Genomic DNA, 24,604 nt, shown 5'->3' with positions numbered 1-24,604 from the left:
CTCTGGTTTAATCCACTAACCGGAATGCTCTATAATAGTTGTCATCCTTGAAACGGTCGAATAAGCGAAGAGATAATCCATCGTACTTACCAGGGAAGAACATGATAACTGGGATCTTATCCAGTACCTCTTGTAGATTGTTCAGGATATTATGGGAACGAACAAATGGATATACTTTGCCTACACCTGTGATGAGGACTACATTGTGGTCCTGCATTTGCTCTTTAATCTTTTGTAGAAAGATTTCAGGCTTCGCAAAGTTTGTCATCGCCTTAAACAAAGCATCTTTTCCCTGTTTCTCTTCCATTTTGGGAATTCGATCAAAAATTCGCTTCTCCTTGGCGATCTCAATGAGCATCTTATATAGGTCAAACTCAATTAGCTTGCGGTTTGATCCTTCGTGGCTAAATTCTTTTAGGATATGTGGAACGTAATCCCGTATAACCAGTTCCTTTTCCGGCTCATAATCGAAGACATAGAAACTGATCTCGTTACCAAGTCCTCTACCTTCAATGAACTTATCTTCTTTTATTTTTGGTATTATCTTGTCGAGTCTACTATTCAAATTTGCCATGTGTTTCACCTCGCTCATTCACCCATTGCCCGTATATAAATAACTTCCCCACTTTGGATCATACGCCCCTTCAATTGGTCGTCCATGAGAAGTCTACTTAATTCTCCCGTTTTCTTATCTTTTAAAACCCCTGATTCTTCTAGTATTCTCAGGATCACTTGTTTCAGTTTATTCACGGTTTGCTCTGTCCAACTAGCTACCCCAGCATCTTGTTCCGCTTTAGATGTAAAATAAAGATTGAGATCCTTCTTTTCTAACAGATAATTGTTTGTTTCAAACTTCTCCCGAATGACTTCATTCATAAATTCAAAGAAGAGCCTGTCCGTTTTCATGATGGCATATAGATTAATGATCTTACCCGACTGAAGGGATTCTTCTAATACCATTTTCGTTAAAAACTCATCCAATACATGTGCTCTTCGCAACAAAGATGGCAAACTTCGTTTTAAACTTGAATTCTTCTGATATTGAAACGAATTTTCTTCAAGGATCGTTTTCCTAATTTCATGATCGCTCATACCTACATTTTTGAGCGTAAGCACTTTTTTAAATTCATATAACATAAACGCTGCACCAGTAAGTGTGGCAGAATATTCTTGTTGGTTAAACATCGTTAACATCCCCTTCTTACTTATAAGGATTGTCATACACCTCGCAGCACAATCACTTTATTTTAACATAGAAAGGGTATAAACTTGCTTCCTTGTACTGGTGCAGACCTGAATCTACGTTAACTTACTTCTCTTTGTAGGGATAGATACTCATTCCCATCCAAAAAATACAGTCCTACCTCTTTCACACGCAAACCAAAGGCCCGTTCCAGCTCTTCTGCATACATCGCAACCTGTGGCCGATAGAAGTCAACAAATGCCTGTTGTTGACCATCCTCGTACACATCCGTCTTAAAATCGACAATCACCCATCCATCCTCTTCCTCAAACAAGAAGTCGATAACACCCTTTAGCAATACTATTTTCTCTGTCGCACCTTCTACGCCTACATCCGTACGAACCGTCCTCAAGGGTAACTCATGAATTCTACGTTTTGCCATAAGAGAACGTCTCCATAGAGGATGCTCCACTACCGCTTGCAGCATTTTCCGAACATCTGGAATAAAGTCGGCATCCATGCCTTCTTCTTCACCAATCATCCGAATTTGCGACTCTAGCTCATCTAGCTTTTTACCCGAACCAAGCAATTCAACACAACGATGCACTGTGCTTCCAAACGCCATTCCTCTACCTTTAACTGGTCTAGGTGGTTGTTGTGCTCCGGTTTTTGCTAGCTCTGTCACGGAAGTCGTCTTGTACGTCGACTGTGCCAGTCGGTTTCTCCATTCACGGCTCACCGCTTCATCTGCTGCCTCGTCATGAACCACATCGTAATCAGAACGCAACACGGGAGACATCTCAGGAACCTCTAACTCAACCCCTTCCAGGATACCGCTCTCAAAACTACTCCAGGGATCAATCGCTGGTTTATCTGGGTATCTACTGATAATCATAAGTTGCTTCGCACGGGTAGCCGCAACGTATAGCAACCGTTCCTTCTCCGCATTCAAGTACAACCGCTCTTTTTCTGTGAGCTCTATCCAGCCAGGCGGATGAGCAATCATTTCTTCCTGAAATAGCATTCTCCGCGTAATACTGAAATAGCCTCGAGCAGGATTATCTGATCGATCTACGTGCTCCGTAGCATCATGGTCGGATTCCCCACATGGACAAGCCAAAAGGACCACAGGCGCTTCAAGCCCTTTTGCTTTATGGAGGTTCATAATGCGGACAGCATCCTGTTGACCAGCGAACAAATCCCCGCCTTCGATCTTCGCTTCCTCCGCCATCTGCAGCAGACGTGAACAAAGTTCAGGCCAGCTTGTCACGATGCGGTTATCTTTTTGTAACACATGCAAGAGCTTGATTAGCGTTCCTGCGCGTGCCCTACCGGTCGGTCGAACGGCAGCTAGTGGGATCATTCCTAGATCTTCCATGATGTGAATCAAAGCAGACAACGCCGGTAGCTCCCGGATAACACGTGCATATTCCCTGAGTTTTTCCAGTGCCTCGTATACCGGCGATGCTACCTCTGATACCTCGTCCGGATCCGGCAGGTAGGTATAGGAAATCGGAAACCCTTCCATTTTGTAATGGAATAGCGCATTATCGCTGACGGAAAAAAACATTCCCTTCAGTACAGCAAGCAGGGCTATTCGATCTCCTGAGTCGTTCAAACTACATGCTAGTAAAGAAAGAGCGCCTATTTCCTCATACATCGTGGTGCTTCCCGTAGCGATAGAGGGGACACCATACTCCTCCAATTTTTCCGCATAGAGGTGGAGAAACTCTCTACGTTTCAAAAGAACCAGAAAATCACCTGGAGATGCGTCTCGCAGGACATAGTTTCCGTCAACTCTAGATTGCTTTTCCTGAATTTTGAGTTGACCCTTACAAGCCCAAGCAATGTATCGCGCTATTCGGTCTGCATCTGTCTCTGCAATTACCGCCTTACCCCCAGACATCCTCGCGTGAGTGATCGTGTATACACCGTGCAAGGCATCGTAATTCGGGTTATCGATTTTCGTCTCCATTCTTACAAATCCTGCTTGATGCTCCGTCTCACTCTGTGGAAACCGATTGGAAAATTCATCTTTCACAAACTGACCGATTGCGTGAACGGAGCGGAAGTTTGCCGTAAGTTGAAGAACTTCACCGCATGACCTGATCTTGTTTTTTACCCAATTGTAGGTGGAAATATCTGCACGGCGGAACCGGTAAATAGACTGCTTGGGATCGCCTACCACAAAAAGAGAGCCTGGTTTTGGCGTGGTACGTCGCCAGTCTGATTCATTCGGATCCTCACCTGTCAGCAGAAACATGAGCTCAGCCTGTATCGGATCGGTATCCTGGAACTCATCGACAAACAAGCGCGTATATCTTTCAGCGAAATATCGCCTCACGTCTATATGTTCGCGTAGTAAAGCTGTTGCTCGCATCAGTAAATCCTGAAAATCAAGCAAGCCCATTTCTCTGCGTCTGCGTGCACCGTACTCAACTGCTGGTCGTACGAAATCAATTAACTGTGGATACAAATATTCTCGCCACGCGCGTAGAAACGGGTACAGAACGCGGTTTTGCCACTCTTGAAACTGTACTTTAAACGCTTTAGCCATTTCCTTGTCTGTCCACCTGTTTAAGGTTGCATCGATTTTCCGATCATATAACAGTGCCAGCTGCAGAATCCGCATATCGTCTTGAAGTCCGTGTAAAGCAACCACCCGAGACCCGTCTCGTACCAGCGATTGCAAGGCATCCCACCCCTGAGTCGGCTTCGTGGTCGGAATGTAGCGACTTGCTTCTTCCATCATTGGCGGCAGTGAAAGTCGGATCAGGTTAAAATCTGGTCTAGGAATGGGAGATGTCTCAATCTTAACATCCGTGTACTCGCACATCCGTCTGTAAACCTGGCGCAAATCTTCCACGTTTACCTGAAGTGACAACAGCTCTGCTATACTTGCCTCCTGACCACTTTCGATCAATCCCATCAAGTATTCATCCCAACACTGATCACGCAACACTGAGACTTCCTCTTCTTCTAGCTCACGGAACATGGGATCGAGTCTGGCTTCAATCGGTCTTTCTCTCAACAATCTGCCACAAAAGGAATGAATCGTTCCGATGTAACAACGGTCTATATCCTGTAACGCTTGTTGCAGCCATTGGCGTTGCGATTCTTGCGCAGTACGAATCTTTCGCTCCAGCTCTAATCTAAATCTACTCTTCAGTTCGTCTGCTGCTTTTCGTGTAAAAGTAATAGCTGCGATTTGCTCAGCCACTGCACTTCCAGTCTCAATCAAAGCGATCATTCTTCCGACCAGTGATGTCGTCTTCCCGGACCCTGCTCCCGCTTCTACTAAAAACGTCTGGTCTAGGGCATTTGCTATACGCTCTCTTGCTCTCTGATCGTCATGCAAAACGCTCAACCTCCTTTAAACTGTGAAGTCGCGGGGCATTCTCTGCCAAATCCCATTTTTCCTTAGCTCGATCCGATTCATTACCGCAAACGCTACGGTAATCACAGTAGGTGCACCTTTTTGTCTCTTTTGTCGCTACATACGTTCCTGTTTCTATAGAAGTCAACAGATGCTCGACCAACTCAGATAGCTCTGTTCTCCGGTTTTGAATGCGAGAGACTTCTTCTGCCTTCCCTCGCTCAGTTGGAAAGTAATAAGATGCCTCTACCACATTTGCCTCTGTGTCGATTCCCGTTTCTCGAAGCCACTGCTCAACCGCTACTGCATAGATCGCATGCTGGAGCTGCTTACCCTGTGAAAAGTACTCATTCACGTCAAACTTGGACGGACTTCCAGTCTTGTAATCGTATATTTTGTATGTGTGTGGCCCGAGCTCATCCACCCTATCAACGAATCCCTTCATCCTGATCACAAGACCGTTACCTAAGTTGACTTCCATCGGTTCGCCCTCTTTCGATAGCTCCAGCTCAAAATAACGTGGCCGTCCACTATGCTGTTGTTCCATCTGGTAGAATATCGCTACATCTCTGCGAATAGATTCACATTCCTTCTGAAAAATATGGGGGCTAGGTGGCGGTACGAGAGCTTGGTATTCTCTAATTGTCTGCTCGGTGATTTCCTGGAGTCTGTGTTCATGATGGATAAGTGAATCGCCACTAGGAGTAGACTGGGACATCTCATCCAAATAGAGGCAAAAGATGCGATGAAGCAAACTCCCCCTGCTTGCAGCATCCAACCAACGGGTACGGTCGAAACTCGTAGTATCTTTCATTCTGACACTCAATACGGTAGAGAAGAAAAACTTCTTGGGACATTCGGCGTATCGCTCTAACTGTGTGACACTGAGATGCACCTCCGGATTATTCCGATAACTGACAGAGAAGACATCTGTTTGAATAATTCCCTCGTATTCAGATAATACATTGTCATTTACCTGTGATTTAGATCGTTCTAAACAAAAGACAGAGCGAAAAGCCTGTTGCAGAGAAGGATAACCATTTTGTACAATCCCGTTATCTGTCAATCGATCCAGCCAACGGTCCGTCCCATCCAAAAGATATTCCCCTTGTTTGCCAATCGAGAAGTAGCCTATCGTTTTTCCTAGGACGTGCTCGAGTCCTGTCATATCCATATGAAAATCACCTGATACGATCCGGGCGACCTGTAGGAGTTCGTAAGCTGGACTCATTTCCTTTTGGTCTGTTGGATCATAGCTGGTATAGCTAAATGTCACTGTTCCCGAGAGCATACCAAGGCGCGCGGCACGTTCACGATAGATATACTCCGCTTGCTCTGCAGAAAGCGACAGGCCACCAATACGGCGACGTTCCTCGTCTAATAGCACAGGGTCTTGTCGAGACTGTGTGGACCATGCATTATTACTCATGCCCATCACGAAAGTGTGGGTCCTGCCCGATTGACCACCATCCTGAAGAGAAGAAATATGTAGTTTTCCGGGGCTAGGCCCATCATGATTGATACGGATGTTCTCTACCATTTCTTTCACATACCGTAGCGAACTTTCATTTGAAAGAGAATGAGGAGATACCATTTCCAGTAGTTGTGCCTGATCATGGAGTGCATGAAGAACTTTATTGTCTATCTCACTGAATAGATTGCTACACCTTTTGAGAAAATCAATCAAAGCATAAAGAATCGTCAATGGAGTCCACGATTCATCCTGTGAATCTGGAAGTTTTTCAAAGAGAGCCGTAAATATTTTTCCTAATAACTCGTCCATTTCATCGGTTAACTCGTCGTCTGTGTGTACTGTTGAGTTTTTCAGTATGGAATACCGCTCTCTTCCCCAACCGATTCCGCTTTTCTCCAATGCACGTATGAGATCAGACGTTGTAATTGACTCACCGAAATGACGGAAGGACAGATAACCATGTCGCAGTCCCTTGAGAAGACAATCCACGTCATAGTTGGATTCCAGCCATTCGAGATACACAAGCGCCGCTTTCCCGGTCTTCGTGCAAGAGACAGGTAGCCCTTTGGAAAATGTACAGGGAATATCGAGTACCTGGCTTAACGTATAAATCGCTGTATAATAAGCTGCATAATCAGAAACAATGATCTCCGTCTGGTCAAAGGGAATTTGCTGATGACAAATACGTCGGAATACTTCACGAATTTCGGCAAGGTTACCTGCAGCTCGAAATAAATGGATGTGGTGACTGTCCGTGTCTTCCAAAGACCTTGGAAAAGGAGGTGCCGGTCTCAGCACAACTAACTCGCTTCCTGCAATACGCCTTACCATTTCCAACTTTACTGGAGGTAGCCTATCAACATCCCGCATGATGAAGAGATCATGATGGACAGCATCATTTGATTCCGGCAGATAGTTCAATAATCCCACAAAATCTGTGCAACGATTTTGCTTCAGCCATTCTTCATACATTTTAAGCAGTTCAATAATATAGATTCCTTTTTTTACGGTATCAAAATGATTATGGGAGAGATCGTATGAGTGGATACCCGCTAAGCGAAGATCCTCTATTGCCTGATGGAAGCTTTTTACGATACCAGGTGTCACCATTTCACCAGGAATATAGTCCTCCATTTGATTAGATAGACTGAGCATCAAGTTTTGCACGATCCAAAACGTTTGCTCGCTATTTAACAGTTGAAATCCTCGGCTTATTAGCTCCAACTTGGTGCGTTTTACAACAAGTGACTGTAATGTCTCCGTTTCTACTCCTAGCAGTGGGCCGCATTCTCTTGTTACTCGAGCTAACCATTGTTCTGCCTGATTGTGACTATCTGCGAGAAGAATCTTTCTTTGAAAAGGATCCCTTTTGCAAATTTCATCCAGATCTACCAGCCATCTATGGTTCATTGGACCCACTCCTTCCGACTCTTTCTGTATTTCGAGGAAGTCTATCCATATCCTCCCTAATTGTCATTTTATTTACTGTTAACTTTTTTCCTTGTATTTGAGGCACCTTCTTTTAGTTCGATTGTTTTTTTCGTGCGTCACCCATTTACTCAAGCTTATGAACTCCAGAATTCCTAAGCATGTGATAAGTATCATCTGTCCTCTTAAGTCATCGAGTTCGTATCGCCAATAGGCTCGGTACAAATAAACTGCTGGGCTGCCCTTCCACACCAATAAACTCATCTCTATACTAGCTTCCCTGCGTAAAAGTTGTTGGAAATCGTAATATGCCATATGGTCGTTACTTCCTCTTTCATATAATGCTTGGTGGCATGTAATTTGACTTGATTTATGTTGTAGCATTCTCACTTGATCGTCCAATTCTTCTAACTACATCATGCATCTGTGATCATGACATGAGCCTGTCAGCGAATATTCGTTCGTCTCAAAAAATAAAAAAAGAAGACCCTTTTCAAAGAGCCTTCGCACGTTAATTAATGATACATTTGTTTCCACTCATTTAATTGTTCCTTCAATGAAGAGCGAACGGACTGTGGTTCTAGAATTTCTGCTGCAGGTCCATATTGCAAAATCCATCTGATGAATTCTTTTTCGTTATTTACCGTGACTTCGAAAATCATACTACCGTCTTTCTGATCTTTCATACGTGGATGGACAAACAGTTCCTCTTCTTTGATATAGCGAGCAACTGCTGCATTAAAACGCACTTTGAAAGTAATATTCTTATCTCCCTGTTCAATCGACCATGTGTTTTTCAGATACTTCTTTATATTGAAGTCTCCTTTGTCAAATGACTGAGTTGTAGGATCAATCTTCAGAAAGCGGCTGATTCGAAACGTACGAATTTCTTTTTTCAAATGGCAATAACCAATCAAGTAGAACCGTTGATCACGTGGCACGAGGTAATAGGGATCAATTTTACGCTCAGTGGTTGTATTACGGTATTGAGTATGATAAACGCTGTCGATTGTTCTTTCCTCTAAGATCGCTTGTATGATTGGCTGCAGGAAATTTTGGCTTTCTTGGCGATAAGCGGGTGTTCCCATCTGAATAATGCCAGCTATATCCTCAATAATTCTGTTTTGCTGTGATTTCTCCTTACGATGCGTTCCCATCACTTTATCATATGCAGTCTCAAAGCCAGGCGGTAAATTATCGATATCTAATACGGAAGGTAACAATGAAAATGCTAGAGCTTCCTGTTCAGTGAAGTTAAGAGGGTACAAAAAAAACTTACCTAAAAAACGATACCCAGTGCCTCTACCTTCGTTGGTGACAGGTGCTATTAGGCTGAGAATATCCAGATCCCTATAAATGGTTCGGATATTCACGTCGCATTTCTGAGCTAGGTCAGTTGCGGAAATTCCGGGATTTGCTTGAATAGCGTTTATAATGTTAAAGATACGGATAACTTTATCGATCATGGCAATTCCCCTCATTATTAGTAGCCAGTTCAATAAAGTTTATATTTCGCCAATATCCAGTCCTTTCCTTCCTGCTCGTTGCCTATGTATCTTGTTCGCTATTAATGCGGTAACATTTTCTATTTTACCTCTACCATGCCTTCCTCTGACTCCACTTCCACTTCTTCATCAAACTCAGCATCGTAATCATAATCGTCTTCATTACCGGTTATGTATTTTGATAAAGAGTTCAGGACACGCATCGTATGCGGAAGAATAGTGTGCTTATCATAAGTCAATCCTAATCGTCTTAAATGATCCGCTAGAATTGCTAGGTCATCCATTTCATTTTTGTCCTTTGCTCCTAAGGGAATGTATTCAACAGCCCTTTGCTGAAGCAAAAGCTTCGACGGCGATGAAAACTTAGTTGCATCATTAGCAATTCCTTTCCAAGCACTTGGTCTTCCGCCTACACCATAGTACGCACCGATAGAATCTTTAAAAATTCCTGATGCCTTATTAAATTCATTCCATACATCATTAATAATAATCCGATACTGAGGGACATCGTCTGTTGCATTGATGCGAATAAACTTTAATCGAGATTCATTGGACAGGCGTTCATTGATAACAGGAGTTCGATCCCATTGTATTTTGGTATTACCAATTGATCGCATCCAATTGTTCCTTAAGGTAGCATTCACCAATACAACAAATTGTCCCTCACATCGATCTAATTCATTTTCGATCACTTTTGTGATAAATGCATCAAATACTTCACTGCTTCGATTTTCTTTACGTGGATTATCAAGGAATTTGGAATCATCCATTTTCAGTGCTGCATCCTGTAAGGACATCCAAGAATCGTGGCCTAACATCTTTATACTTAGATCAGTACCGATTAATCTTGAAATTGCAGGTAAATATTTATTGCCTGCTTTCAAGACAGTGATTGATAACAACGTTCCAGGAACATTGATTTTATTCACATTACCACTAAACAGTCCGTAATCATTGAAGAGATCCAATGCAGCATTAATAATTCGAGATATATCCCCCGTCTCATCATCGGTTAATGGATAGATGAACTGAGTGAGACGTCCCGCTTTTTTCATTCCTTCTCTAACGGCCTTCTTAGGATCAGTGCCTTCTCTCCATTTATTCTTTTCATCTATCTCCACGAGTCCTAAGACCGGATTGTTAATTTGCTTTGCTTTGGATAACTGCTTGGAAATCTGATTAATACGTTTGCTCTGTGCAAGTGATTTATCCTTGTATTTGTCTATCTCTAGTTCAGCGACGATTCCTTCGGGATTGCAATGAACAAGTTCAACAATAACCTCTTTATCACAATTGAGCCTAAAGAGGGAATCAGAAAGTTTATCAATGATAACAACCGGATCAATATCAATTGATTTTTGCGCTGTAGTTAATACTTCAATGACCTTTTCAAACATCTTTACCGAACTATAGATTTCGATAGTTAGTCTTTCTACATTAGGAGCAACCATTGGAAAGCGACTGTCATTCATCTCCCGACGAGTAATATCAGGGATAAGCTGGAGCTCTTTTGCACCAAAGTCTACTAAAAAGCACTTGATCAAATGAAACAGGCCACTTTTTTCAGAAAGGCCAATTCCTGCTTTTACACTGTTACCTTTAAAAAGATTGTTATTTACGACGTAAGCAGTAACTTCTCCATTTCCATCAAAATAGACAATTGGATTTACTAGCAACGAATCCGACTCGAATGCCTCCCCATTTAACACGTCCCAATACAATCCGTCTAAAGCACTTTCCCAGGCCGTAAAAGAGGATTTACTTCTAGTGCACCTCTCAAATTTCAATTGGGAAAAAGATCTGCCCATGTCCGTTTCATACGGATTTTTAACGGTTACAAGAACCGAACAGGAATGGCCGAATCTCATGAAACATATTCCATCTTTAATTTGTTCTTTGCTTAAATACCTTCTTGTCCCCATAGACACGGTTAATATAGTTCGACCAGTATCTCCTCCACGGGTCTTTAATTCAAGCCGAATCACATAAGAAAAAGGATCATGACGATTGGACTTTTGAAGCGGATTGGAAATGCACTCATGCTTACCATTAAAAATAACATGATAGAATTTCAGCTCTTCACGCAGGTCCTTCCCTAGATCAAGGAGCTTTGGATCTTGGCAAAACTTTATTGCAGCCATACCGGGAACCCATTGATAGCTATCAACAATTTCATGGATATCACCGAAAGTGCAGGATACCCAAGCAGGATCCGAATCTATTATATCTTGCGGTAATTCAGGAATCGAATATCCCTTTAAATGAGCCAACCATCCAAGAGTCAGTTGTCTAATATATAACTCAGGAATAGGTTTTGTTGATATCAGCCACGGACGATCATGAAGCAGCACCTTGTTGTCAGAATGAACGCTGATTATTTCAGGAAACATGCTTCTAAGCTTCTTTCCTAAAGGTTCTACTTTATAGGCAAGCTTAAATCGATCTGTTCGCTCTCTATTAAAAAAATTACGCCAGCTTTCCGGCATTTTCATGTAATAAATGGTTTCGTTGTAAAACAATGATTCATCAATTTCCAGCGCAAACAGCTCCATCTTCTTCATCACAATGCACCTCCAGATTCAAACTATTTATTCCCTGAATAAAGGGGCCATACAAGCTCTCAAACAAAGGATCTTTTTTATGCTTCTTCATAATCGCTGCCCAGCTATCCAGCATAGACATTCCTTCTGGTTTTCCTTCAGGTTTGGCATTAAATTTCAAATCGCAATAGAATACTCTGGCATCCTTGCCTCCGCGCAATAACCGTCCGATCATTTGCCATATCGGTACAAAAGTAAACCATGCCATAATTAGTCTTTCAGAATCACTCAAGATCGACCAAAAATCAGGTTTTTTATACATCGTTTCGAACTTAGCACTACTAATTTGACGTAATTTCGACATGGCCTTATCGTAGTGGATACTTTGTCCCATTAGACGTTCCAAATAGTTTGGCAAATAAGCGTGTAGAGTTTGAACCATGTAATTCATATCGTTAGGAATAGGATAAGGGCGCACTAGGAAAAAGACCGATCCGAATAACGCTTCCCCATTTTGATCCAATATGTTATAACCTCTACCTACTGACAAAAGGGGAACTACCAATACTTCTGCCTTCTCTTTATGAAATGATTCAATCATTGATCTTGGAAATTGATCACTCTCACGGTTTCTTTCCCTTGATAGAATCTTATACCTGCCTCCCCAATCATGATCACCACGAAATGCCCTCCCGACAGTTGCAACATCGTCGTAAGAATTTATTACTAAGAGAACTCTCCTGGCAGACCCCATACTTTTCCAATGATTTAATTCGTATTGAATATCGATTTTAAGTTGCTGTACCATTTCAAACAAATTGCTGCTTCTAGTCTCTTCATTTCGAACTCCTGAGATTTCCAAGAATCCGTCATGACGAGAATTAAGAGTTGGCTTGAAAATCATTTTAATTTCGGAGGGTACTCTATCTGCTTTGAGTATCCATTTTGAACCTGTATTTAAGTGATAATGTGCAGAGTCAGGAGCATAGCTAGTACCGGATAAAAAAATAAGCGCTGGCCCTTGTTTTTGATCAGAATCTTCATAAACTCGGTGCCAATCATGCAACAACAATCTGCCTACTCCCGCATATTCAACTAATTTAAATGATCCTGTTACATCCCCGTCTTTCATGTCATATTTATATCCTATCATTGTGCCTGTCATGGCTTCTTTCATGAACGGTTGGTAATCTTTTTGCATGGTAAACAACGGCGAAAAATCTGCAGACATCCCAAGCTTTGCTTGAATCATAGCAAATGAAGTCAGAATGAATTTAACACATTCTTCCGCCCTGCTTAAATATATAAAGAACTCCAACTGGGCATAAAATAAATCCCGGTTTACCCGCGGCTGAATTGTTCCTTTTAGCAGCTTCGATGTAATTTTAGTAAGCAGCTTTTGTTTAGCTTCGATATTTTCCGTTTCAATTAACTTGTCAACAATGCTGGATAGGGTAGGATCTTGATACGGTTCACTTGCATAATTCATCAGAGATTTGCGTATTTTCTTTTGCGCAGCCACATTGTCAGAGATCTTCTCGCTTAATGAATCTGCAAGAGCAGCTACCCTAATAAGATTACGGCTTATATTTTTACGAAGCATATGAGTGTGATCAAGCTTGTTATAGATTCTCCAAATCATTTGATCCAATTGACGAAGTTTATCCTTCCACTCATTCACTACTGGATCACCGGCAAATTGACCATACCGTCCACTGGTCAACTGATTGGACTCGTTTAACAACTGTTCGAAGATATCCTCTATATTTCCAAAAACATTATATTCCGATAAAAACGTCTCATCGAATTGCTTTTGAACTTCATCCGCTTCATCTACAAATACGATATCCATCAAGTCGTACATTGCTTCATAAATAGTTCGTTCGAACGGATCAATCATGGCCGGTATTCTTGTTTTGAGAACACTTGCAGACGTAGCCACCCATACATCGGCCTCAGCAAGTAGAGAGAGATCGTTATAAACTCCGCAATGATTAGCCAATGGGCACTTCACTGATTTATTGTCTTGTTTTAGCTGAGTGCAGGGATAATTATTGTTTCGCTCGTAATCTTCAGAAAGTGCCTTAATTACACAAGTGTCTGATAGATGTTTTAAAGCCTGAAATGGGTCCTTAGACCAGTCACTAATTTCAACGATCTCGCTAGAGTTCGCAAATAAAAAGTTTTCTTGATGCAACTTCCTTGATGATTTGCCAATGATCGGTACGGCATTGATACCTAACTCTCTGAGAATTTTAACACGCTCAATCACTTGGGAAACGCTGCCTTCTATAAATGCAATACGGGCACCTTCCCGCTTCACAAGGCGGTACGTCTCCATAAGCATAAATGTTGATTTCCCTGCCCCCAATGCACCGCCAATATGCTGGTTTCCTTTGTATACAAACTCATTAGCCCAATCTATAGACTCTAGCAAAACTGAACTTGCTCTTTTCTGCCAAGCTGAAGATTCACCCACTATTTCATCCATTTCCTTGGCTAATGAAAGCCCGTTAAAAGGTAAATCTAGACTAAGCTTCTTTTTTTCACGATAGGAAGGCAATAAACGCTTCTCAGTAGTAATTAATGCTTCCGGGATACTTCCATGGAAGTTTTGAGGTATCCCTCCTCTTACAATTCTTAAATATTCGTACTTTCCTTGAATTGCAAAAGGTATGTCATTGGTTTTTCTTGGAATTGGATTATTTAGTATCTGTTCGTAAATGGTATCCCTATTAATCAAAAATTGCGGAACCTGCTTGTTTGTCTTTCCGTCTACATCAATATCAAACAAACGATATTTCTTATTAATAAATCGATAAGACTCAATCCGACGAGCCAGTATCTTCTCACTCCTTAACTCAGGAAATAATATTCTAAGACGGACTACGATATCCTTACGCTCTATTTTCTTTAAGATTGGTTCATCATAACCAACTAAAACTGACCAGGCCTGATCAATATCAAGTAACGGGTCAATCAAAAGGCAGCCCGTAATGAATATTTCCATGCTTATTAATGTTGATATATTGGCTTTTGAAAGCTCTAGAGAGAAAAACTCTTTATTTATTTGCTCAGTTAAATCCCAAAACGTTTTTCTCATTGGAGCACCTTCTTCAACATTTTTTCCACTTCATTTTCCATAATTATTCTAATAAATTTCTTCGTGTCTTCTTTTAGAAGTACTGACGCCCGCTTGCCGTAGAAGGGGAATAACTCATTTCGATATCTAGGAATAACAACGTATACTTGATGGCCATACTTCTCCAAATACATTGGTGATTTTTGGTTGAAGAAGTTTGCTAGTGTTCTTGGATCTTTGAAATCTTTTACGTCAAGAAATATCCTGTTGTTGTTCAGTGAGACTGCAAGATCATATTCATCAACATTGGGGAATAACTCTACTCTATACCCTTTCCGCTTTAAGTAAACAGCAAGCTTCGTTTCAGAGATCCCAGGTAATAACACATATCTCTGTATACCAGGAAGCAATCGATAAACACGTTCATTTTTGAAGTCGAACTGGTCTACCATTTTCCAATCAGACAATGATTTACAAATATTTTCTTTATTGCAGCGCCATTGATCATGCTTATATTCAAGTGTCCATCCACAATGCGGGCATTTACGATAATTAACCAGAAATGGAGTTACCTCTTCAAAGCATTGTCGAACAAGAGTACTCAATTCACTGTCACGAAAGGATTCAGCGAATTGAGCAAGTTGGAATGAAGATAATACAGCATTTTGAGGCTTCGACAAAAATGTACGGATTTGTGTATACTCTGTCTGCAGTTTACGACTTTCATCTCTACAGAATTGTAAGATTGCAAACATATTCCTCTGTTGTGCTTCATCAGGAGATATATATGTATTTATAAAATCTTCTGCATCAGGAGTGATCCCAATGAACTCTTCAATCATTGGTGCTTCACCTGGATAATACTCTATTAATCCCTGAATTCCCCATTCATTTGATGGCTTATGTAAAATTTGAATTAGCCTATTCAAATCAGTAGGAACCTCACCTCCTGATCTTGCAGCTTCTTGTATAAACATAAGCATTCCCTTGTGAAGCTCATCCGGGATTTGCGCATAGTTATTTGGCCATTTCTGTAACCCGCTGATAATGTAATAAAGCATATTTTGAATTTTATTCAATGGGCCACACTCCTCGAAAGTACTTAACAATAATTGTGACTTAACCTATTGACGCTAGCTTGTCACTGAACGTATGTTCTCAACACAAAAAACGCATATTAACCTGGCTCTTTCACATGCCGCCAAATTAGTACGCGCTCTTCGTTTTCATTATAATTTCACTCTGTCAGATTTTTGCCCTGCAACACATAAAATCATTTGTTGTGGTAGTTTAATGTGGCAAAGGGTTGCAGAGTGATTCTTCTTCGACTTAACCGACAAGCATGAAGTGAAAAGTCTGGGGTCAAGTGAACTCCTTGACACTGGATTTTTCACTTCCTACACTCACAGGTGGTGAAGAAGAGAAAAATCATATGAAAATGCAAGAACAAGGGAGAAAGACTCTAATTTTGAGGGGTGAAACCACTTCTAAACTTAAGAATTCTAATTTACTTCATGTTGATTTTTTAACCATTCTTCGATAATGTCCATGTGAAACAAAATTCTTTTTCGAATTCTAACATGAGGAATTTGTTTCTCACGGACCATTGCATAGATGCTATCCGTCGATACATTTAAATACTCTGCTATTGAAGTAACTGAATAGACCTTCTGCATTTACAATCGTTCCCTTTCTGAAATTCATTATTTTAGTTGATTATTCTCAACGGTTATCATATAACTGAAATATCCTCTTATGTTGCCTCGTATTCCCAACGGGCGAAAATGACAAAGACTACGATCCTCGATCGTTCATACGCATCCCAAATGCGCTAACGTCATGATTGCAAATGGCCAAATTCCATTCTTCATGCAAAAAGGACAGGTCTCTTAGTAAAAAAAACCACATACAAGGCTTCCAATAAAGTACTTTATTGGTAAACAATTTAACAAATGTATTCTACGAAACTATGAATAGAATCCCTCCCCTTCTAAAGAAATCAATCGTCATGTGGAAGAGCACAAGAAAGTGATGTCAATCGAGACACTGATTCCAGAGGACAAGCATATCACCAAACTTATTGGAGTTTGGTAAATTCCATTTCAAAGTTACGGCGCCTTATGACAAAAGGACATCCCTTTATGTCATCAAGCACAACTACTAGTCGAGTAAAACACTTTGTCGATCTTTATACACAAAGTGTTTTTTATTTATTCTTGTTTGCATGTGTATCTCAATTAATTTTTCGGGAGGTGCATTCGTTATAGGAACAAGTTTTTCCATTTCAATGCCGTGGTTGAAGATCCTTAGTCTAACTAAGGATCTTCAACAATTCTATGCATTTAAGTTAATGGAAATCCTTAGTCTAACTAAGGATTTCTACGGTGTCTATAAATTCAATGTATTATGGTTAATGGTGATGATCAAATGACCTTTAACCCAGAAAGTTACAAGCTGAATCGAAAGGCAGTAATTCCAGTTGTTGAGAACTATTTTGAGAAGTTGGCAGATGCAAACATCAGCAACGCGAAATTGTTGGAAGTTCAAGAAACAGTACTGCAGCTTAATTACCATGAACTTCTAATCATACAAAGTTCCATAGAATGTTGGGAAAAGTTGATGTGTGATCCCGACGTTAACTTCAGACGGATGCTTTGTTTAAAATTATTTAATCTTAAACAAGTAAATATCATGCAAGAATTAGGCATATCAGACGGTGCGGCAAGTAACCTTTTTAATAAAGCTACCATGCCAGACATGCCACGACCTTTTCAGCTTAGCATTCTCTTTAATCATCCGTATCAGCTCATTAATCTAAAAAATCCAGTTAAAGACTCTTTCAGAGAATCGCCTGAATACTTTTATCATGGGGTTTCCAAATCAATTGGTATAAAAGAGGTACCAGCTGAAAGGACAAATGTGACGAGTATTCGCGGTTATGTGATCACCGATCCTCAAGTATTACTCAATAAAGAGTCTGATCGAATTTCTGGTCGTTGGGTTACGACCTATCACGAATTCGATTATTTTGAGTTCCATCTCAACAATGAGCCCTTAATAGATAAAGAGCTTCGGAAAAGGATTTGTGAACTTTTCCCACAGGCTAAACATCTTGTTACGACCTTTCTTCCGTTTAAACGAAATTTTCGGTCGTTATGGGTCATTATTCCCAAGGGGAAATCTAGAAACTCGTATAATGGAATCCTGCATGAACTGAAAGTATACCGTGATCAAACGGAATGTCACAGTCTATTGTAATACCATCTTCTCTCCTCCATCGATTTTCCTTAGTTTACTAAGGATTTTTAGGCACCTAGCAATACATGTCCATGCTAAACAGCAAGTAAGACATGAATGGAGGAATGAAGATGGATAACCTCGAAGCAAAATCCCCGGAAAATCAACAATCCGGAAACAACAGCAAAGTAGAAAGTACACAATCTTTTCGGCAGAAGCATGTTTTTGCCGAAAAGATTCTCCCCAATGAATGTATAATCCCCCCTGCTTGTGACAAACATGATATTAAAAAAATCACAAGAAGGAAGCTTGAGGATATGCTATATGCAGAGAGTTTGACCCCTTCGCTATCACCATCCAAGGTGAGCTCTTCAAAAAAACAGCAGTATGGAATTAATCGATGGATTTGGGATAACAAAATCTCTACGGAGATTTACCCAAGTGTTTTGAAAGATTATCTGCGAAGATGCATAAATAATTCTCCACAGTGGTTCTATGTTGCATACAAAGGTGTCGTTGAGATGCAACAAATGGTAGTTCGATATCACCAAATTTCTCTCTGTGATCTTGAAAACGAACACATTTTTAGTCTAAGTACATTGAATTATTTAATCGCTAACCTTACACTTTCCGAACCTAAAAAGTCCATTGTACGCTTCATAGAAAAAAGAATGAGGTTAGCAGGTCTGATTGAGACCAAATTGGTTTTTCCAAAACAAAAACGAGATCACAAACTGATTCATCCCAAAGTCCTAGCGTATCAAAAACATCTCATTAAAAGAGGGTTATCTCAAAAACAGTGTCGTCTTTGCTTGTACACTCTCAACGATCTCTTGTCGTGGCTCTCTGCAAATGTCCAAGATTTTAATGGTATATCCCCTCACGAGATCCCCATTATTCGTATAAGCAACACGCACCTTCTAGCATACCGTTCCTATAAACGGAAACTAGTAAAAGAAGGTAGCTGTAGTGCCATTACTTTCGAGCACGCGATGTACAATATTCGTTCCTTTTTCCTTTTTTTGAAAAAACAGTTTGGATTCTCTGCTCCTTTGCAAAATTTCCGTGCTATCAAGGCTCCACGTTATTATTTTCGAGAAATTCCAACCAATCAACAGTTAGCCAATTTTTTTGAAGTCATCAATGATTACTCAGATTCCCCTTGTCGAGACCGTGTTGCTTATGGCCTCCTTTTGTATCTCGGGCTACGCTTATCGGAAGTATCCCGTGTTACATGGAATGATATTAACTTGGGGAACAAAACGCTTGCCATTCACAGTAAAGGGGGAAAGGAACATCTCCTGCCTCTAGCTGGTTCACTTTTCGAAAGTATTTGTGAACTAAGTAAAAATCGAGCAGAGACTTCGAACCTTCTATTGGGGGATAACCCCACATCTATTGCAAACAGAATTTATCTCAACTATAAACTTTATGCGCTCATCGCAGATTGGTCATTTCCTGGTGGAGTTCATTTCTTCCGACACATATTTTTATCTCGATTAGCCCAAAAGGGAATTCTTCCTCAGGCAATGAAAGAGTTGGCGCGTGTACAAAATCTCAATACGGTAAGTATTTACGTGCATTTGGGACAGCAACAATTGATCAATCAGATAAATTTGCTCAACTACAAGTAGCATAAAGGTGGGAATTACATTGCCTCTATATGATGAAGAAGTATCAAAAGAGCTCTTCCTTGAAGAAGCACTTGAAAGTCTTGCTGAAAAGTTCGGTCCGTTCCAGATCCAACAAGCATTGAGCCGATTTGACTGGATGCCGATTCAATCAAGTCAAGATAAAACCAAACAACAAGAAGTAACATTAAACGAAGCCATTGCTCATTATTATTCAAGTGATGCATTCACTGGTCTAGCCAAATCCTCTCAACAGGTCTACAAGTATGAAATGAACCTTTTTTCCGATTACTGCCGCCAACGATTAGGGGGGCAACCTACTATTGCGCAGATCTCAGCTGCGACTTTCTTAAACGATTATCTGGCTCCCGTAAAGAAGCCAAATACACGCAACAAAAAGTCCGCTTTTCTACGTAGCTTTCTTGGAGAGGTTCATGCTCATTTTTTTCAGGGGTCTATTGAAAAGCTTAAGCGTCCCCTTTCTATAGACATCGATAGGAATCGGGAGCCTCGGGCATTTACAAAAGAACAACTAGATGAGCTTTTAAATCTTGTCCGCTTAGGCAAAGAGGCGCACCGTAACTTCACGATCTTGTGGACTTTCCTTGGATCCGGGATTCGGCTAAATGAACTATGCCATCTTCAAGTTGGAGATATCATTCCATCGAGGCAAGAGATCTTAGTACGAGGAAAAGGAAAAAAAGGCTATAAACAACCTAATAAAATTACAAAGTCATCCCTGGATATCCTCTCTGCGTATGTGAAATTTCGATATGGAGGCGTCGAGAACGAACCGGCTTATCAAGAGCGATATATCTTCTCAAGTGACAAGGGGATATCTCCTCTTCATGATAGTACAGTTCAAAAAATGATTTCCGCACTTATAGACGAAGCTAAAACGATCTCCGAGTTTGATAAAAAATCGTACCAACTCTCCACACACTCCTTTCGTCATTCTTTTGCCCTGTACCTACTTGAGTCCGGCGTCAATATCTACACAATCAAAGAACTAATGCGTCACGAAAGGCTGAGTTCAACAGAAGTTTATTTGAAGCTGTTTAATAACATGCTCGTCCATGCCATCGATAAGCACCCGTTAGCTCAGATAAGAGCAACTGATTTCTTTCATAATTAAGGGGCGATTTTCTTGAAAAATTTATTCTTCCAGTCATTTTATTTTCAGTATTGGAATGAATATGCCAATTTACGACCAAATACCAAACGGAATTATAAAATCTACCTAAAAAGATTCCAAGAATTCTTACTGCTAAAGGAATTCGAAGGTCAGTTAGATTTTGACAAATTTCATGCTAGCCGTGCTCACCCGGACCGATATCTCCCGATTCAAGAAAGTTTTATCGAAAACTTTGTTCAATTTTTACATAACGAAAAAAAGGCCACTCCATGTTCGGTGTCTGCTACAGTTAAAGCACTTAAAAACTTTTTCGATTTTTTATATGACATGGAATTGATAGAACATCATCCTATGCAATCCTATCGGTATTCTACGTATAAATCACCAATCAAAAATACAGCGTTATCTAAAGAAGAATGTTTGGAACTGCTTGAAGCTGCCATTAAGGAGGACCCATTTTATCGTCAATGGTTCGTCCTAATATGGTTTATGTTGATTACAGGCTTACGCATTTCGGAAGTTCGCTTTCTTCGAAGATCAAGTGTTAATTTGGACACAAGAATGGTAAGAGTGAAAGATGGTCAAAAAACGGAGCGTCGAGTAGCTACTATTTCTGAATCTCTAGCAATAGAACTAAAGCGTTATGTCAATCATCCCAGTTATGTAACCTGGTCAAACCAAGGGGATGAATTTCTTTTTAATCACGAAGGGAAAGTATTTTCTTATGACAAAATAAGAAGCATGTTGAAAGAGCTAAGTGCAAAAGCTGGACTATCACGTAATCTGACTCCACATGATTTAAGACGTACTACGGGTTATTTGATGCAAGCTGGTGGAATGGGTATCATTGAGATCCAACACCAACTGGGGCACAAGATTCTAAGCACTACTCTTCGTTACGTTCCACCTCTGGTTGATTTGGCAAAAATACTAGAGGAAGGATCGTAGGATATATCACCACTTGAGCTATATGCTCTCCGTTATAGGCTGCTGAAATCCCCTTCATGACAAATTCTATTAGAGGTCTATTCACAAACAAAACAATAAACAGACCCAGTGCTATCTACATGAGATAACATTGGGTCTAGTTATTCATTCCTTCAAAGCTGGATCTGCATACTTGCTTTGTGGATTATGCGTGTGGATAGGACTTCGACCGATTAGTATTCGTCAGCTCCACGTGTTACCACGCTTCCACACCGAGCCTATCAACCTCATCGTCTATGTGGGATCTTATCAGCTTGCGCTGTGGGAAGTCTCATCTTGGAGGGGGCTTCACGCTTAGATGCTTTCAGCGCTTATCCCGTCCGCACATAACTACCTAGCTGTGCCACTGGCATGACAACTGGTGCACCAGCGGTGCGTCCTCTCGTAATAAGGACAGCTCTCCTCAAACTTCCTGCGCCCGCGACAGATAGAGAGTGGTTGCATCGACTACTTACCGTCCCCGTTGCTAAAGGACAAAAATCACGGTTGCGCAGACAAATAGCCTTACCGAAATTTGTATACCGAGCAATTATCAGGAGATGAAAACTTAACTAACGTGTATCGATAGCTTAGCAAAAACATCAGAGGCTGCTGGAGATGATCCGGCAACCTCTCATTAAACTGATATGACCGCCTCGTTCATATCAGCTTAATGACCGGGCTTTCGTATATTGCTTAACCCTCTATAATTTTAATAATAATTGAGGGTGTTTTTTAAGGTGTTTTTCATGCTCATCTAGCAGATGCTTTCAATGAAGGCTCTTTGTTTTGCAGTTCATTTTCTATTAACATTGAAAAAACTTCCGAAATAGGAACAATATGATTTTCAGCCGAGGGATCATCTTTCTGTGATTCGCTAATTGCACGGAATCCCTTGGTCGCAATTCCAATTACTTGCCCATTCATATTAATGACGGGGCCACCACTATTTCCTTGTACTATTCTTGCGTTTGTTACAATTCGCTGCTGCATTACTCCTATTGTACCCGTCTCTTTATTGAAGGTGTGAGGCATTGGGTGAGATCGATACTGTGTGATCACACCCGGGACTACATGTAAAGAATCCTCGTGACCATGATGAGGATATCCCAAAACTTTAATATTTTGGCTAATAAAATGGACGAAATCATACTGGAAACCAACTGGTTTATATTCGTCTACTTCTAATATTGCAATATCTCTGTCTTTATTTATTATTTTAATTTGAGCGTTAAAGGAAGTCTTACCGTACCTCGATAGGTGTATTTGAATGACATCAATTGCATCGGGAATTAAATCTTTGAATGTATGTTCGTTGGTAACGAAACCAACATCCTTTAAAAAGAAACCCGTTCCTTGTACTTCGGGCAAAAAGATCCCGTTATCAATGTATCCCAATTCAACAACGCACACATTTTCATGCCAATAATTTAAAAATGCCTCTCCGACCTTTAATGACTTTGATCCGGCTAGATGATTATAACGGTGGGCTAATTTCTCATAGATTGGATCTTGTTTACCTTTCACATAACCTACATGAGTAATCATCCCTCTTACTACATGCATTATGTTTTTTGTTTTGCCTCTCGTTTCTGCCGGTAACTTGCTCTCATAGATTTGTTGTGCGGTAGAAAGAGGATTTGTCTCTACGCACCGTAATATTGCTCTAATTTTTTTTACATAATTTCTTTCCACATTCGGTTTTTTGTTTACAGTAATGCCAGTAACGCTTAAGTTTTGTAGATTGCTGTGTAAGCGAGTTTTGTTACTTTTAATTGTAAAGCCATTGGTCATGAGTATACTCATTAATTTAGGGCCGAATTGAACAACACCTGATTCTAAGTGAGCGATGGCGTGTGGAAAAACATTTCGAGTTGTCGAAAAGGTAAGGTCGTCTGCGTAGCGCGAATAGTCACAGCCGTATTGCTTTGCTAAGTCTCTCATATCCTTGTCCAATTTAAAGCAAACCATATTGGATAGGATTGGTGAGGTAGGTGCTCCTTGCGGTAGTACGTTGTTGTAGCAACATATATTTGCAATGGTCGTAGCAGCAGCTTCGCTCATTCCAAAAAACGCCTTAAGTACACCGCGGACGCGGCCGAAATTTATACTATTAAAAAAATCTTCAATATCAATATTTAAAACATATTTTTTTCTTAAATGTTTAGTTGCATTTGTAAGAATTCCTCTATTATTAATGAAACCATGGGCAGAAACATCTGGTTTGTAATCCAGGCTAAATATCTTATTTAGTTTTTCCTGTAATATTTTTAAAGGCTTTCCTGGTGCACATATTTTTCTACTGCCACCGTTTTTTTTAGGAATGTTAAAGGATCTATAGTAGTGAGAAGCTTTTTTTTTAAAGAGAATATAATGAAGGTGCTTCGGGGTTATCTCCAACATATTTGCAACATCATCAAAGGTTTGAAGTGATCGAAGAGATTTTACTAGCTGCGCATTGCTTGCTTTTAATGTCGGACTGGCATTAAAATGAGTCATTTCATACACTCCATTATCTAAAAGGGAAAGAGAGGGGAAGGGAAATTCTACCTTATTCATACATGGCGATTAGACCAAGTAAAAGTGATCAAGCGTAAACATAGCGAAATGTGCTGCTGCCATTTCTATACACCACCGCAATTACACAGTGGAAATCAATTAGCACCCTACCCCAATTCTCTTATCCTTCTAAATATATACCATAATTTATCTGCTGAAAAGTCATATTCTGTAAGATAAAAGCGGACGTTGCCCATAGCAAGGTTTGATTTTCAAGTGCGTTACTCACCTGAATTTGGCCCCACATTCAATTAGCCTTACATAGAGAACGATGCAAAAGAAAAAACACTAAAATCCCTTAAATATTATTCCACTATACTTCCTGTTAGCATAATGAGGCATCTCATGAAACTGTATGTGCTTTATCCACTTCCGAATTCATGTTATAAGCTTTAAGCTCCTACTATTTATTTTCTAACGCCAACCGGGAAACTTTTTGACCCCTATTTTCTACAACTCTCAATCGGATCATATCACCCCCCTTTGGC

Annotated in this window: 14 protein-coding genes and 1 other annotated feature; of the genes, 4 read left to right on the top strand and 10 right to left on the bottom strand. The window is 40.5% G+C overall.

Annotated elements, in window-relative coordinates:
• Positions 1-7 precede the first annotated feature (7 nt).
• The 9 genes from AB1L17_RS09175 to AB1L17_RS09135 all read right to left on the bottom strand — a co-directional run bounded on the left by AB1L17_RS09175 (position 8) and on the right by AB1L17_RS09135 (position 16,264).
• On the bottom strand, positions 8-574 hold the full coding sequence (locus AB1L17_RS09175; RefSeq protein ID WP_412844292.1) for a DUF1788 domain-containing protein: 567 nt from the start codon (positions 572-574) through the stop codon (positions 8-10).
• Positions 575-588: 14 nt separating this feature from the next.
• A complete protein-coding gene (locus tag AB1L17_RS09170; RefSeq protein WP_412844291.1) occupies positions 589-1,185 on the bottom strand; it encodes a DUF1819 family protein in 597 nt (198 codons plus the stop codon).
• Between the two features lie 119 nt (positions 1,186-1,304).
• Positions 1,305-4,541 carry a UvrD-helicase domain-containing protein gene (locus tag AB1L17_RS09165; RefSeq protein WP_412844290.1) on the bottom strand — a complete coding sequence of 1,079 codons (3,237 nt, stop codon included), beginning with the start codon at positions 4,539-4,541 and terminating at the stop codon, positions 1,305-1,307.
• On the bottom strand, positions 4,534-7,443 hold the full coding sequence (locus AB1L17_RS09160; RefSeq protein ID WP_412844289.1) for a PD-(D/E)XK nuclease family protein: 2,910 nt from the start codon (positions 7,441-7,443) through the stop codon (positions 4,534-4,536). Before AB1L17_RS09160 ends, AB1L17_RS09165 begins: the two co-directional genes overlap by 8 nt.
• Positions 7,444-7,976: 533 nt before the next feature.
• Positions 7,977-8,927, bottom strand: a complete 951-nt coding sequence (locus AB1L17_RS09155) for a helix-turn-helix transcriptional regulator (RefSeq protein WP_122960167.1) — start codon at positions 8,925-8,927, stop codon at positions 7,977-7,979.
• A 119-nt stretch (positions 8,928-9,046) separates the two neighbouring features.
• Positions 9,047-11,527, bottom strand: a complete 2,481-nt coding sequence (locus AB1L17_RS09150) for a pPIWI_RE module domain-containing protein (protein ID WP_412844288.1) — start codon at positions 11,525-11,527, stop codon at positions 9,047-9,049.
• Positions 11,493-14,609, bottom strand: a complete 3,117-nt coding sequence (locus tag AB1L17_RS09145) for a pPIWI_RE_Z domain-containing protein (protein ID WP_412844287.1) — start codon at positions 14,607-14,609, stop codon at positions 11,493-11,495. The genes AB1L17_RS09150 and AB1L17_RS09145 overlap by 35 nt, the downstream gene beginning before the upstream one ends.
• Positions 14,606-15,667 carry a restriction endonuclease-related protein gene (locus tag AB1L17_RS09140; protein ID WP_412844286.1) on the bottom strand — a complete coding sequence of 354 codons (1,062 nt, stop codon included), beginning with the start codon at positions 15,665-15,667 and terminating at the stop codon, positions 14,606-14,608. The genes AB1L17_RS09145 and AB1L17_RS09140 overlap by 4 nt, the downstream gene beginning before the upstream one ends.
• Positions 15,668-16,090: 423 nt before the next feature.
• Positions 16,091-16,264 carry a helix-turn-helix domain-containing protein gene (locus AB1L17_RS09135; RefSeq protein WP_412844285.1) on the bottom strand — a complete coding sequence of 58 codons (174 nt, stop codon included), beginning with the start codon at positions 16,262-16,264 and terminating at the stop codon, positions 16,091-16,093.
• A gap of 751 nt (positions 16,265-17,015) precedes the next feature.
• Here AB1L17_RS09135 and AB1L17_RS09130 point away from each other — a divergent pair.
• The 4 genes from AB1L17_RS09130 (at position 17,016) to AB1L17_RS09115 (ending at position 21,539) form a co-directional block, all read left to right on the top strand.
• Positions 17,016-17,846, top strand: coding sequence for a hypothetical protein (locus AB1L17_RS09130; protein ID WP_412844284.1), 831 nt, complete (start codon positions 17,016-17,018; stop codon positions 17,844-17,846).
• Between the two features lie 110 nt (positions 17,847-17,956).
• A complete protein-coding gene (locus AB1L17_RS09125; protein WP_412844283.1) occupies positions 17,957-19,459 on the top strand; it encodes a site-specific integrase in 1,503 nt (500 codons plus the stop codon).
• A 19-nt stretch (positions 19,460-19,478) separates the two neighbouring features.
• Positions 19,479-20,591: a tyrosine-type recombinase/integrase gene (locus AB1L17_RS09120; RefSeq protein WP_412844282.1), complete on the top strand. Its 1,113-nt coding sequence runs from the start codon at positions 19,479-19,481 to the stop codon at positions 20,589-20,591.
• A gap of 12 nt (positions 20,592-20,603) precedes the next feature.
• The gene (locus tag AB1L17_RS09115; protein ID WP_412844281.1) at positions 20,604-21,539 is read left to right on the top strand and encodes a tyrosine-type recombinase/integrase; all 936 of its coding nucleotides are present in this window, start codon (positions 20,604-20,606) and stop codon (positions 21,537-21,539) included.
• 204 nt (positions 21,540-21,743) lie between these two features.
• Positions 21,744-21,995 (bottom strand) — a sequence feature (23S ribosomal RNA rRNA prediction is too short).
• A 315-nt stretch (positions 21,996-22,310) separates the two neighbouring features.
• Here the strand turns inward: AB1L17_RS09115 and AB1L17_RS09110 are convergent.
• Positions 22,311-24,056, bottom strand: coding sequence for a reverse transcriptase domain-containing protein (locus AB1L17_RS09110; protein ID WP_412844280.1), 1,746 nt, complete (start codon positions 24,054-24,056; stop codon positions 22,311-22,313).
• Between the last annotated feature and the right edge of the window lie 548 nt (positions 24,057-24,604).

Origin of the sequence: Brevibacillus jepli, from assembly GCF_047229145.1 — a bacterium.
In the GTDB taxonomy this organism is placed as follows: domain Bacteria; phylum Bacillota; class Bacilli; order Brevibacillales; family Brevibacillaceae; genus Brevibacillus.
This window is presented reverse-complemented; position numbering and strand designations above follow the sequence as displayed.

Coding starts and splice junctions, on each gene's coding strand:
- AB1L17_RS09175 (WP_412844292.1), bottom strand. CDS start 574: ATGGCAAATTTGAATAGTAGACTCGACAAGATAATACCAAAAATAAAA.
- AB1L17_RS09170 (WP_412844291.1), bottom strand. CDS start 1,185: ATGTTTAACCAACAAGAATATTCTGCCACACTTACTGGTGCAGCGTTT.
- AB1L17_RS09160 (WP_412844289.1), bottom strand. CDS start 7,443: ATGAACCATAGATGGCTGGTAGATCTGGATGAAATTTGCAAAAGGGAT.
- AB1L17_RS09155 (WP_122960167.1), bottom strand. CDS start 8,927: ATGATCGATAAAGTTATCCGTATCTTTAACATTATAAACGCTATTCAA.
- AB1L17_RS09150 (WP_412844288.1), bottom strand. CDS start 11,527: ATGAAGAAGATGGAGCTGTTTGCGCTGGAAATTGATGAATCATTGTTT.
- AB1L17_RS09145 (WP_412844287.1), bottom strand. CDS start 14,609: ATGAGAAAAACGTTTTGGGATTTAACTGAGCAAATAAATAAAGAGTTT.
- AB1L17_RS09135 (WP_412844285.1), bottom strand. CDS start 16,264: ATGCAGAAGGTCTATTCAGTTACTTCAATAGCAGAGTATTTAAATGTA.
- AB1L17_RS09130 (WP_412844284.1), top strand. CDS start 17,016: ATGACCTTTAACCCAGAAAGTTACAAGCTGAATCGAAAGGCAGTAATT.
- AB1L17_RS09125 (WP_412844283.1), top strand. CDS start 17,957: ATGGATAACCTCGAAGCAAAATCCCCGGAAAATCAACAATCCGGAAAC.
- AB1L17_RS09110 (WP_412844280.1), bottom strand. CDS start 24,056: ATGACTCATTTTAATGCCAGTCCGACATTAAAAGCAAGCAATGCGCAG.